The organism is Acinetobacter sp. CWB-G5, from assembly GCF_019209785.1.
Classification (GTDB): domain Bacteria; phylum Pseudomonadota; class Gammaproteobacteria; order Pseudomonadales; family Moraxellaceae; genus Acinetobacter; species Acinetobacter johnsonii.
On the sequence record NZ_JAHUTF010000012.1, the window covers coordinates 32,853 to 45,746 of the forward strand.

The following is a 12,894-nucleotide window of genomic DNA, read 5'->3' on the forward strand; positions in this document are numbered from 1 at the left end:
GTTTAGTATGAATATTTTATCGATTCGAATTAAGAACCTTGCTTCACTTTCTGGCGAACATCTGATTGATTTTGAAAGCGATCCCCTTGCCAGTGCAGGTCTGATTGCCATTGTGGGGAAAACAGGCGCAGGTAAATCCACCATTTTAGATGCCATGTGTTTGGCCCTGTTTAACCGTATTCCACGGCTAAAAGACAGTGATGGGAAACTTCAAGATGTCGATGGCTCGGAGCTGCTCACCAACTCTCCATTGACCGTACTGCGTCGTGGCACTGCACATGGTTATGCCGAGCTTTGCTTTATTGCACAAGACCAAAAACGCTATATTGCACGTTGGGAATTAAAACGTTCGCGGGAAAAAACCGATGGTAAACTGCAAAGTGTGCAGCGCTCTTTAAAATGTGTCACCGATGGTGTTGTGGTTGCGGATAAAGCCAAAGCCGTCGATGAAAATATCAAACGCATCACTCAGCTCAGTTTTGAACAATTTACTCGTGCCGTTTTATTGGCCCAATCTGAGGTCACCGTTTTTTTAAAAGCACGGGACAATGAACGCGGTGAGTTGCTGGAATATCTAACCAATTCCGCTATTTTTGGGAAAATTGGTCAACTGGCTTATGAGAAAACCAAATCTGTCGCCACGCAGCGCAAAGAACTGGAAAATGTACTGGGTCATATTGAACTGTTAACTGATGAACAAGTCACAGCATTATCGATACAGTTTCAGCAGTGTGACAGGGATTATAAACAGCTTGAAGCTCAAAAGTCGCAACTAGAAAAACAACAACAATGGTTTGAACGCAAACATAAACTCGACAGTGAAATCATTAGCAAACAACAACTCTTCGATACGCAAAGCAAGTTACAACAAGATTTAGCTCCTGAGCGCGAACACTTGGCTCGTTTGGAGATCTTTTCTGAAATTCGTGCTGTGGTATTCCAGCGACAACAGTTACAGCAAACGGTGCAGCAACTGACGCCCCGTATTCAACAACAGCAACAACTGTTCGATCATTTACAGCTTACATTTGAAAGCGAAAAAGCCCAATTCACGCAAGCTGAAATGGCAGTGAATGAACTACAACAGTTTGAACGTACCCATCATGATGCATTAAATGAGGTACGTAAATGTATTCAAGAACGGGATTTTATTGGGGCTGAGTTTAAGAAAGTTCAGGAAAAATTGCAGGCTTTAGAACAGTCTAAACTGCCCCTAACTCAGCAGCAGCAAAAGCTTGAACAGCAGATTCAACATATTGATCGACAGCAAACAGAGTGTAAGCAGCAACTGGAAAGCTCACAACAGTTTACAAGCTTAGACAAAGGTCTCAGCGCCCATACTCAACAGCTAGAACAGTTCATTCATCAATATCAAAAAATTGAACATCAACTCGGGCCACGTGCTCAAACGGAACATCGGCTAGCATCAGAAAAAGAACAATTACAGCAGTCGATACAACAGTTCGGGACGATCGAACAGCTTGAAATCAAAGTTGCGCAGACACAGCAGCAACGCGAGTTGAAAATCAATCAGCTCAGTCAATTCGAGCTGATTGAGCAAAAACTTCAGCAGTTTTTTGACTTACAGGCTGAATCTACAGAACAGCAAGTACAGCTCGACAACGCCAAAACACAGCTTCAAGCCGTGCAACACAATAGCCGACAAGCTGAACAAGCCCTTCAGGCTGCAAAAAGTGAACGCATCCAACTGCAACAGGTTTTGCAACAACAACGACTTTTGCATGCTGAAAATATCGAAGATTTACGCTCGGCACTCCAAGACGGCGAACCCTGTTTAGTCTGTGGCAGTACCTCACATCCTTATAAAGTGGAAGATACTGCGCTCTCCAAGGCCCTGTTTGAGCTTCAACAACAGCAGGAACAACAGGCAACGCTAAAAGAACAGAATTGCTTTGATGACTGGCAGTGCGCGCAGCAACAGCTGACTAAACTGAATACTGAAATAGAACAACGCCAAGCTCTAATTCAGCAACTTTCTGAAAAAATTAGTACTTTGCAACACGTGTTAATCGAGCACAGTCAAACAGCAAATATGGCACTCGACTTCACCCTAACGGCATTGGAGTTGAAGAGTCTATTCATGCAAATGGCTCAGCAATATCAGTTGGATTTGCAACAACTCCAACAACAGTCTGAGCAGTTCCAACACAATATTAAAACCCAGCAACAATGCATCCAAAATATTCAACAGATTGAACATTTACTACAAACAGCGAATGGTTTGCACAACCAAGTTCAGCATATCGTGCAGTGTTTACCTGAAGATGAAAAAACAGCTTGGCAACAGCAGACCACTCAAACCGCTCAGCAAATCTTGATACGTCTAAATACCCGTTCACAACAACTGGAACAGTTGGAACAATGGCGTCAGCAATGCGAACAAACCACACAACAGTTCAAGACCAATCAACTGAATATCGAAAATACCAGTAGGCACATCACTGAAACCAACGAGCAGCTCAATGAGATCAAACAAAAAGGACAGCAAAATACAGAAATAGCCAATCAATTGATCCAACAAATGACTGGCTTAACTGACATCAAAGCCAATGAGTGGCTCATCCAGCACGATCAACATCGCCAACAGACGCAAAGCCATTATCAACAACTGAAACAGCATTTTGAGCAATTGCGCCATCAATTCGAACAGGAAAAAAATCAGCTAGAACAGCTCAAAGCCCAGTTGCAGCAGAATCAGACCAGTGCCAGCCAAGTACAAAATACCCTTCAGCACTGGCTCAATGCGCACCCTGATTTCCATAAGCCTGATTTAGATGCACTGGCTCAAATTAGCTCGGCTCAGGAACAACACATTCGTCAGAAATTACAGCATGCAGAACGCCTAGTAAATGAAGCACATGCTGCATTGAAAACTATGCAAGAGCAGTTGAGTGAACATCTGGGCCATCAACCTGAGATTGACCCAGCACAGTTACAACAGCAAATGCAGGAGCATCAAGCGGCACTGCAAACACAACTTGAAATACGTGACCAGCTCAAACTCAAACTTGAGTTGCATCAGCAAAATGTCGCGAAACAAAAGCAATTTGCAGATCAGATTCAAGCCGTACAACAGGAAGAACACCGTTGGGGGAAAATTTCAGGTCTCATGGGTGACAAAACAGGCAAAAAATTCCGTGATTATGCGCAGCAATATAATCTCGATATTTTACTGGAACATGCCAACCAACAGCTCAACCAACTCTCACAACGTTATACCTTAAAACGTTTAGAACATTCGCTGAGTCTGGCCATTATTGATCATGACATGGATGGAGAGACCCGCTCCGTTGCATCACTCTCTGGGGGCGAGTCTTTCCTGACTGCCCTTGCCCTATCTCTTGCCATTGCCAATATGGCCTCAGGCTCAATGAAAATCGAATCTCTATTTATTGATGAAGGCTTTGGGACTTTAGATGCATCGTCCCTTCACATGGTCATGAATGCTCTCGATCAACTGCAAAACCAAGGACGTAAAGTCGTGCTGATTTCACACATCCAAGAAATGCATGAACGTATTCCTGTGCAAATCCAAGTTAAAGCTTTGGGCGCAGGTGCCAGTACCATTGAGGTGGTGGGATAATTTCAGATTTTTGAAAGTCAAAGTTTGATCTGTTTTAAGACACCATCTCTCGGTTAGAAATAAAGGGAGCATCCTACTTAATGTAAGTGCTCCCTGTGAAATCCAAACGAATGCTTTAATCCGCTGGGAATGCTTTTGGTGGAGGTGCATATTTAGATGTATCTGCGGCTGTGTCTGTAGCCGCCATAGACTGTAGCGGGTAGATCACAGTACCAATTACACCTGTATTTTGGATGGAACCATGATCTGAGTTTGCAGCATAGGCATCTTCAGGTCGACTAAAGGTAAAGGATGCCACCGCAGAGTCACTCTTACGGAAGCCTTCAATAATCAACTCCCCCTGTGGACGAAGCACATACCCTGAATTGCTGCGTGATGCTGCACGTCCATCAATAACATCTAAACCATCGACACTGGCAACCACTTCAAATGTGCTATTGCTATGGTTTTGGTATTTGAGTTGATAACTTTGTCCATCTTTTCCAGATAAATAATACTGCTGACCATCTCGAAATAAAGGCAGTGGACGCTGTGCATCATCTACAATCGAAAAACTGATTTTTCCAGCGGCCAATGACAGACTGTTCACGGCTTTCCCCACGTATTTTTTGCTGGCATAGCGAACTTGTGATTCAGCAATTGGGCTACTGGATAAACGTTTTAAATTGACTTCCGTGACGTTTGAACTGATCTCATCGCCCCACTTGGTGCCTAATTTTTCACTTTTAGCGACCTGAGCATTCTGAACCGTAGATTCCGCACTCATCTCGCTCATTTTGGTATTTGTACTGCTACAAGCTGCTACAAATAAGCTCAGAAGCAGGGAGATAAATAAATAGAGTTTTTTCATTTTGGCTTCATCCTAAATACAATTTTTATCGTTGTCAGGCAATCATTTTTCAGGGTTCATCTGTCTAATCTATAGACGGTTCAATTCATGAGTTTAAATTAAGCCTATTTTTTCAGCAGCCTATTAGTTTTATATAATTGTAAATTAAGCACTTCTCGCGGCCTTCAAGCTCAAGAAGCCCTATTTAAACTTAATGCTGTGAATAATCTCTCGCCCCGAACAAGGCAGTTCCAACGCGAACCATAGTCGACCCAGCTGCAATTGCATCGACCATATCGCCAGACATACCCATGCTTAAGGTATCCCAGTCTTCAGGGTGAACATGCAGCTCTTTTACTTGGTCAAATAACACTTTCGCCGCCTTAAAGGCTTGAGTATTGTTCGGTGCAGGAATCACCATCAACCCACGCAGTTTGATGTGAGGCAACTGACTGATACTTTTTACCAACTCAGCAACTTCATCAGGTTGGCAGCCATCTTTGCTGTCTTGACCATCGATATTGACCTGTAGACAAAGATTTAATGGTGGTTGTGTTATCAGACGCTGCGCCGATAAACGCTCTGCAATAATTAAACGATCAACTCCATGCACCCATGCAAACTGTTCAGCCAAATGTTTGGTTTTATTGCGTTGTACATGCCCAATAAAGTGCCATTCAATGTCTAAATTCTGTAGCGCCTCTATCTTCTGCAAAGCCTCTTGTAAGTAGTTCTCACCAAAGGCGCGTTGACCACAAGCGTACATGTCTCGTAACACTTCGCTCGGATGTGTTTTAGAAACCGCCAAAAGTTCTACAGATTCCACGTCACGACCTGAAATTTCGCAGGCCTGTTGAATTTGGGATAACACGTATTGACGTGAATTTTGCAAGATATTCATTGACGAGGGTCTCATTTCGGTCATCTTTTTTGCTTTGCCTTTCAACAAACTGTTGGTTAAGTTGATTGAAAGCCTTATTATTCTATCAAAATAATTAGCATTTAAATGAACTCGGGGAAATAATGGATATCACAGAATTACTAGCCTTTTCGGCTAAGAACGGGGCATCAGATTTACACTTATCTGCAGGTATGCCACCGATGATTCGTGTCGATGGTGAAGTTCGTCGTATCAATTTACCAGCTTTAGAACACAAAGAAGTGCATAAACTGGTCTATGACATCATGAATGACAAACAACGTCGTGATTTCGAAGAAAAATTAGAAACGGACTTTTCCTTTGAAGTTCCAAGTATTGCTCGTTTTCGTGTGAACGCATTCAACCAAAACCGCGGTGCAGGTGCAGTATTCCGTACCATTCCTTCTAAAGTCCTGACCATGGAAGACTTAGGTTTAGGGCAAACCTTTAAAGAGTTGTGTGAATTACCACGTGGTTTAGTTTTAGTGACGGGGCCTACTGGTTCTGGTAAATCTACCACTTTGGCGGCAATGATCGATTATATTAACGATAACCGCTATGACCATATCTTAACGGTTGAAGACCCAATCGAATTTGTACACCAGTCAAAAAAATGCTTGATCAACCAACGTGAAGTACACCGTGATACGCATGGTTTTAACGAAGCACTGCGTTCTGCACTCCGTGAAGACCCCGATATTATCCTCGTGGGTGAGATGCGTGACCTTGAAACCATTCGTTTGGCGCTCACTGCCGCTGAAACGGGTCACTTGGTCTTCGGTACACTACATACCACCTCTGCGGCAAAAACCATTGACCGTGTGATTGACGTATTCCCTGCTGAAGAAAAAGACATGGTTCGTGCCATGTTATCTGAATCGCTACAAGCCGTGATTTCTCAAACCTTACTCAAGAAAAATGGCGGTGGTCGTGTTGCCGCGCATGAAATCATGATTGGTATTCCTGCCATTCGTAACTTAATTCGTGAAAACAAAGTGGCACAGATGTATTCTGCTATTCAGACTGGTGCAAACTACGGTATGACCACACTGGATCAAAGTCTGAAAAACTTGGTCACCAAAGGGGTGATCAGTCCACAGACTGCGCGTACAGCTGCCAAGCAACCTGAAACCTTCTTATAAGAAAACAATGGATTTGGGGTATAGATATGGATTTTAACGACTTACTCAATTATATGATTCAACAAAAAGCGTCAGATTTATTTATCACTGCTGATGTTGAACCTTCCATGAAAATTAACGGTCAAATTGTGCCTGTGGCTAAGGGTAAGCTGACGGGTGATGTCGCGGGGCAACTGCTCAACTCGATTATGAGTGAAAAACAGCGTAAAGAATTTGCAGATACACGTGAGTGCAACTTCGCGATTATGAATCGGGATAAAACGGCACGTTTTCGTGTCAGTGCCTTTCAACAGCGTGATATGCCAGGTATGGTTTTGCGTCGAATTGAGACGCAAATCCCAACCATGGATGAGTTAAAACTCCCGCCTGTACTCAAAGAGTTAGCCATGACCAAACGTGGCATCATCATCTTTGTGGGTGCAACTGGTACAGGTAAATCGACCTCTTTGGCTTCAATCATTGGTTACCGTAACCAAAACTCGAAAGGTCATATCATTACCATTGAAGACCCAATTGAATTTATTCATGAGCATGCAGGCTGTATCATTACCCAGCGTGAAGTGGGCATTGATACAGACTCTTTTGAAATCGCGCTGAAAAACACCTTACGTCAAGCACCCGATGTGATCCTGATTGGTGAGATTCGTTCCCGTGAAACCATGGATTATGCGATTGCCTTTGCTGAAACAGGTCACTTGGTATTTGCAACGCTGCACGCCAACAACGCCAACCAAGCCATTGACCGTATTATTCACTTCTTTGAAGCAGACCGTCATAGCCAATTGTTTATGGACTTGTCTTTAAACCTTAAAGCGATGGTTGCTCAGCAGTTGATTCCAACACCTGACGGTAATTCACGTCGCGCTGCAATTGAGATTTTGATTAACTCACCGTTAATTTCCGATTTGATCCGTAAAGGTGAAATCCACGAAATTAAAGACCTGATGAAACGTTCTCGTGAACTCGGTATGCAAACCTTTGACCAAGCCTTATTCGATTTGTACAAAGCTAAGCAGATTACCTATAAAGATGCGCTGAAACATGCCGACTCTCCAAACGACTTACGCTTACAAATCAAGTTGTCTGAAGAAGGCGGTGATCGTCTATTGCATGCCAGTGCAAACATCACGTTTGACGGACAAGCTTAAGCATTTATCTAAGCAATAAAAAAGGGCTTCTCATGAAGCCCTTTTTTAGATCTAAATTATTACTTTTTACGCAGTGCTTCTTGGCATTCCGCAGCATCACAGTAACCATATAGGTTGAGTGAGTGACCTGTTAAAGTAAAACCGTGCTTTTCAGCGACTTCGTGCTGCTCATGCTCAATCACTTCGTTGCTAAACTCAACCACTTTGTTGCAGTTTTGACAAACGATATGATCATGATGATCGTCTTGCATGATTTCGAAAACAGAATGGTTATTTTCAAAGTGATGGCGCTGAATAATACCCGCTGCTTCAAACTGCGTTAACACGCGGTAAACAGTTGCTAAACCGACATCTTCACCTTGTTCAAGTAAAGTCTTATAAATATCTTCCGCACTTAAATGGTGTTGCTTTGAATTTTCTAGTAGTTCTAATATTTTAATTCGTGGAAGTGTAACTTTAAGTCCAGCTTTGCGTAGATCTTGATTTGAAATTGGCATGTAAAAAGGTCTCTCAACAAATTTAAAGTTAGAATATGCAACAAAGTGTAGATGCAGTATGATCTATCCGTGGCTCAATTGCATCATAATTAATTTGGGATAGTGTAGCAAAATGCAAAAAATCATGTTGGCGTTATTCGTCACTTCACTGCTCGCAGGCTGTTCGACCTTGGGCGTTTATAAAGTTGATATTCCTCAAGGTACGCCATTAACTCAAGCACAAGCGTCAAAAATACAAGTTGGCATGAGCCATCAACAAGTTCGCTTTTTGCTTGGCAGCCCGACAGTTTCAGATCCAATGAATCCGCTACGTTGGGACTACATCTACAATTATACCCCAGGAACGTATGCTAAAAAAGCCAAGATTCCTGCTGCACAAGGTCAACACCTGAAAGTCTATTTCGACCCAAACGGTATTGTGCAAAAAATTGAAGGCTTAGAAACCATTCCTGCATCTCAGCCGGGCTTACCAGCATCGAAAGAAGCGATTCTAAACGCGCCCCCACTATAAAGCCTTATTCTAAAAAAGAAACCCCTCAACTGAGGGGTTTTTCATATCATTTCGATTGTTTTAAGCGATTGCCTTTTGCAAAGCGACCCACAGGATTATTTTGTGCACGTATCCTTCGAATATCTTTAGGATTAATGCTCAAAGGTCGGTAAATTTCAACACGATCCCCTGCCTGTAAAACCTGTTGAAGGTCTTTCAAGCGGACACCAAAGATGCCCAATTGTAAAGGCTCAGGCAATTCGACCTGCGAACCTATACCACTCAGCTGAATCGCATCTTGTGCCGTCATTCCTTCAGAAAACGGCACACTAATATGAAACTGCTGGTCTGCTGTTGCATAAGCAACCCAGACTTGTTGAAGCATGCGCATTAGATCAATTTTCCAAGTACGGCTACAATTGCCAATACGATAGAAACAGGTAATACCACACGCACGGCAATGCGCCAAATATTATAAAAAGCTTCATTACTAAAGTTCATCGACTTACGTAAATGGCTAATTTTCATAATCCAACCCGCAAAAATGGCATAAATCAAACAAATCACTAAGCCCCACAGTATCAGTAAGATGTTAAAAATCGGGCCAGTGGCTGGAATCAACCACACCAACATTGCAGCTAGCAATACGAGCCACTGAATCACAATATTTAACTGGCGCTGTGCCAACTGCTCACGTGCCATCTGTAACAACACGGCCGCTGCTGCAACCGCAGTTAAAGCAATCGCATACGCAGGCAATGCCGCTTGGACTGCAAAAAATGCAAAAGCAACTACCGCCAAAATTTGTGCAATCCAAATCGGTAAAACAGTCTTGGTTGCAGCATCTTGCTGTTGAACTTGTGCCAAACTATTTTGCCAGTACAGACCGAGTCCTAAACCACTTGCCACCAGAGCCAATACCGTTGCACTGCCCCATTCTGAAAATTCAACTGGTGTCACCTGCCACTCAGCAGTTCCTGTACCAGAAAGATTTGCAAGCACTAAGGAAATCAGCACACCGACCGCCGTTAACGCTAAGGTCAGCAGACGTGGGGCAAAAGACAACGCGATGGCAACCACAGCCAAAGCAATAAAGATTACGGACGATGTCATATCGGCCAGTGCATATTGATTTAATAATTGCGCAGCATTAGACAACATGCCGCTCGCTAAAAAAGGAATAAAGACGACAGCAAGCCATCCCACAAGGCGCCACGTCTGAGAAGCATCGGCATCACGTGTCAAACTCGACAAAGCATTCAATGCCGTGGTTTTTGAACGCTTGGCTAAGGCAATTTCTAAGTAACACACAGGTAAAGCCAAGATCACCATGGTCACTAACCAAAGTAACCAAAAGTCGACCTGACGTTCAACCTGAATTCCCACCAAGGGTGCAAGTGTGGCAATGATAATAAATGATAAACAAAATGCCATCAGCGGCGATAACCATCGTGACAGAGCATTGTCTTGCATGATGCGTTCCTTCAATAAGTCTTGCGCTATTTTGCCTTGCTCGCTTATGAAAATCAAAAACAAAAAGCAAACCATCAAAACTGATGATTTGCTGCGCTAAATATCATTAAAATTTATTGTTTTTATCCCTCGTTTGGCTCACTTATGAAAAGAAACGAGCAAACCAGTTTTTCCCTTTTTTCTTTTCTTTTTCTTTGATAATGCCCATCATATTTTCTTTTACGGCGCCGACATAATCTGCATCATCATGCTGGATATGGTTAATCAGCCATTTCGACAACACTTCATGCAGCTCAGCTTCGATTGAATGACCCAGCTCAAAACGGTCACGATAAGATTCAATTTTTTTAATAAATAAATCATGTACACGTTTGTGCGGTACACGATATTTATAACCCGCCTCTTCTTGGAGAGACTCTTCAAAAGTGAAGTGAGACTGTGTGTAATCAATAATATTTTCTAAAATCTGTTTCACGCGTTCACGGTCAGTATTGACATCAATCGCATCAATTTCATTGATATAATCGAGAATACGACGGTGTTGATCGTCAATCACATCGATACCAGTATTATATTCTGGAACCCACTTCATTATCATTCCGACCACCCAATAAAAATTAATAGATTAATTACATGAATTAATCATATCGATTAGAATTAAAAATAAAAGTGAATCAAATTGGTTGGTTTTATACTATTTTCATTAAATTAAACTTAAGTATTTATTTTAAATAAGTAAATAAATTTAAATCCGACCAAAAGAATCAGTTATTATTTAATCGATTTTATTATTTTATAAGTATGTACCAAAATAAAAGCATGTTTTATTTTATTATCAACATGCTTTTATATTCTAATCATTTTGAAATAAATTAATATTGATCTGCTTTAGTAACGCGTTTTAAAGACGGATCTTTAGCTTCTCGGATTAAACGTTCCACATGGGTCATTTGGTGGCGGATCGCTTTGCCATATTGAAATAAAATCATTTCACCGGGTGCAAATGCCGTCCACGCTTCATTTTGAGTCAACGGTTCGGTAGTAATCACGGCCACGCGATCCTCTGCGGTAGTGACTTGACTAAAATCAACTTCAACATCAATATCGATCAGCTGCGCAGGTTTAAATGGGTACTCACGCACCAACCAATGCAGTTTGGTAATGGCATAACTAAACAGGGCTTGTCCATTCGATAAACAGAAATTGAACGTGCCATGCTCTGCAATTTGTGGAGAAATATCAGTTAATAAATCAAAAACTTGATCTAGACTTGGCTCGGTATAGCCAAACTTGTTCACCAGCTGATCAAGTAAATAGCAAAATGCACGTTCGCTGTCGGTATTACCCACTGGGGTAAAGCGTCCTGACAGTACAGGATCAAAGTTATGCAAATCGCCATTATGGGCAAAAATCCACTGTCGTCCCCACAACTCACGGCTAAATGGATGTGAGTTTTCTAAGTTAATTTTTCCCTGTGTCGCTTTGCGGATATGTGCAATCACATTGCGTGATTTGATCGGATAATTACGAATTAATTCAGCAATCGGCGATTCAACTGCAGATTGATTGTCAACGAATAAACGGCAGGCTTTATCCTCAAAAAAAGCAATCCCGAAACCGTCACAATGGTCTGAAGTAATCCCCGCGCGCTGTGAAAAGCCTCGAAATGAAAAGGTAATATCAGTCGGTGTTGCACAGTTCATTCCGAGCAGTTGGCACATAATATTGATCTTATTTAAACATATTTATTTATGATGGTTTTATTGTGCATGAGTCCACACTGGCTTGCAATTCACAATGCTTCATAACCCGAACACATTCACGCATAAAACTATTTTTATAAAATGCATAGACCTAAAAAAAGCCTCCGAGGAGGCTTTTCAAAATATTTAGTGTTTATTACTGCGATTGGTAATTAATGTACCGACACCATGATCGGTGAAAATCTCCAACAGCGTTGCATGTGGCACACGACCATCCACAATATGCGCGCTTACCACACCACCTTTCACCGCATCTAGAGCACAACCCACTTTCGGAATCATACCGCCGTAAATCACACCCGTTTCAATGAGACGGTCAACTTCTTGAGTGGTTAGACCAGTGAGCAGGTTTTTATTTTCATCTAAAACACCTGAAATATTGGTCAACAAAATCAGCTTTTCAGCACCCAAGGCTTCAGCCACTTTTCCAGCCACTAAATCTGCGTTGATGTTATAGGTGTTACCCTCTTCATCCACACCTAAAGGTGCAATCACAGGAATAAAATCACCACTGGTAAACATTTCCAATACATCAGTTTTAACACTGGTCACTTCACCGACTAGGCCAAGATCAATTTTTTGTACTGTGCCATCTTCCGCAGTTTTTTCCATCAGTAACTTTTGTGCACGCAGCAAGTTACCATCTTTACCCGTTAAACCAATGGCACGACCGCCATGTTGGTTAATCAAGTTCACGATGGATTTATTCACACTACCGCCCAACACCATTTCAACCACTTCCATGGTCGCTGGATCGGTCACTCGCATACCATCAATACGGTCCGACTCACGCCCCAATTGCTTTAAAAACGAATCCACTTGTGGACCACCGCCATGCACCACAATCGGGTTTAAACCGACGGTTTTTAACAAAACGATGTCACGTGCAAACGAGCTCTCAAGCTCAGGATCGGTCATTGCATTGCCACCATATTTCACTACTAGCGTTTTTCCAGCAAAACGTTGAATATACGGCAAAGCTTCGGTCAGGACTTGTGCTTTGTCGAGGCCAGTATGTTGATGTGGCAT

The 12,894-nt window shown here is 42.3% G+C and carries 12 protein-coding genes; 4 read left to right on the forward strand and 8 right to left on the reverse strand.

Annotation, left to right across the window (positions count from 1 at the left end):
- Positions 1-7 precede the first annotated feature (7 nt).
- Positions 8-3,604, forward strand: coding sequence for an AAA family ATPase (locus KVY11_RS14645; protein ID WP_218289360.1), 3,597 nt, complete (start codon positions 8-10; stop codon positions 3,602-3,604).
- Between the two features lie 115 nt (positions 3,605-3,719).
- Here the strand turns inward: KVY11_RS14645 and KVY11_RS14650 are convergent, their stop codons facing one another.
- The gene (locus KVY11_RS14650; RefSeq protein ID WP_218289361.1) at positions 3,720-4,454 is read right to left on the reverse strand and encodes a hypothetical protein; all 735 of its coding nucleotides are present in this window, start codon (positions 4,452-4,454) and stop codon (positions 3,720-3,722) included.
- Positions 4,455-4,644: 190 nt separating this feature from the next.
- Entirely contained in the window at positions 4,645-5,334 is a 690-nt protein-coding gene (locus KVY11_RS14655; RefSeq protein ID WP_168158562.1) for a YggS family pyridoxal phosphate-dependent enzyme, read from the reverse strand.
- Between the two features lie 122 nt (positions 5,335-5,456).
- On the opposite strand from KVY11_RS14655, the gene KVY11_RS14660 reads away from it, so the two are divergent.
- Both KVY11_RS14660 and KVY11_RS14665 read left to right on the forward strand, forming a co-directional pair.
- The gene (locus KVY11_RS14660; RefSeq protein WP_004694862.1) at positions 5,457-6,494 is read left to right on the forward strand and encodes a type IV pilus twitching motility protein PilT; all 1,038 of its coding nucleotides are present in this window, start codon (positions 5,457-5,459) and stop codon (positions 6,492-6,494) included.
- A gap of 26 nt (positions 6,495-6,520) precedes the next feature.
- Positions 6,521-7,642 (forward strand): PilT/PilU family type 4a pilus ATPase, encoded by a 1,122-nt coding sequence (locus tag KVY11_RS14665; RefSeq protein ID WP_010326019.1) that lies wholly within the window; start codon positions 6,521-6,523, stop codon positions 7,640-7,642.
- A gap of 59 nt (positions 7,643-7,701) precedes the next feature.
- Here the strand turns inward: KVY11_RS14665 and fur are convergent, their stop codons facing one another.
- The gene (fur, locus tag KVY11_RS14670) at positions 7,702-8,139 is read right to left on the reverse strand and encodes a ferric iron uptake transcriptional regulator (RefSeq protein WP_004694866.1); all 438 of its coding nucleotides are present in this window, start codon (positions 8,137-8,139) and stop codon (positions 7,702-7,704) included.
- 112 nt (positions 8,140-8,251) lie between these two features.
- Between fur and KVY11_RS14675 the strand changes: the two genes are divergently transcribed.
- Positions 8,252-8,650 (forward strand): outer membrane protein assembly factor BamE, encoded by a 399-nt coding sequence (locus KVY11_RS14675; protein WP_004694868.1) that lies wholly within the window; start codon positions 8,252-8,254, stop codon positions 8,648-8,650.
- Between the two features lie 46 nt (positions 8,651-8,696).
- On the opposite strand, the gene KVY11_RS14680 is transcribed toward KVY11_RS14675, so the two are convergent.
- From KVY11_RS14680 to argB, 5 genes are all read right to left on the reverse strand, one after another.
- Positions 8,697-9,020, reverse strand: coding sequence for an RnfH family protein (locus KVY11_RS14680; protein WP_010326018.1), 324 nt, complete (start codon positions 9,018-9,020; stop codon positions 8,697-8,699).
- Positions 9,020-10,102: a hypothetical protein gene (locus KVY11_RS14685; protein ID WP_218289362.1), complete on the reverse strand. Its 1,083-nt coding sequence runs from the start codon at positions 10,100-10,102 to the stop codon at positions 9,020-9,022. Before KVY11_RS14685 ends, KVY11_RS14680 begins: the two co-directional genes overlap by 1 nt.
- Before the next feature lie 142 nt (positions 10,103-10,244).
- On the reverse strand, positions 10,245-10,700 hold the full coding sequence (locus KVY11_RS14690) for a bacteriohemerythrin (RefSeq protein WP_005400160.1): 456 nt from the start codon (positions 10,698-10,700) through the stop codon (positions 10,245-10,247).
- A gap of 274 nt (positions 10,701-10,974) precedes the next feature.
- Positions 10,975-11,823, reverse strand: a complete 849-nt coding sequence (locus tag KVY11_RS14695; RefSeq protein ID WP_218289363.1) for a class II glutamine amidotransferase — start codon at positions 11,821-11,823, stop codon at positions 10,975-10,977.
- A gap of 168 nt (positions 11,824-11,991) precedes the next feature.
- The gene (argB, locus tag KVY11_RS14700; RefSeq protein WP_004984290.1) at positions 11,992-12,894 is read right to left on the reverse strand and encodes an acetylglutamate kinase; all 903 of its coding nucleotides are present in this window, start codon (positions 12,892-12,894) and stop codon (positions 11,992-11,994) included.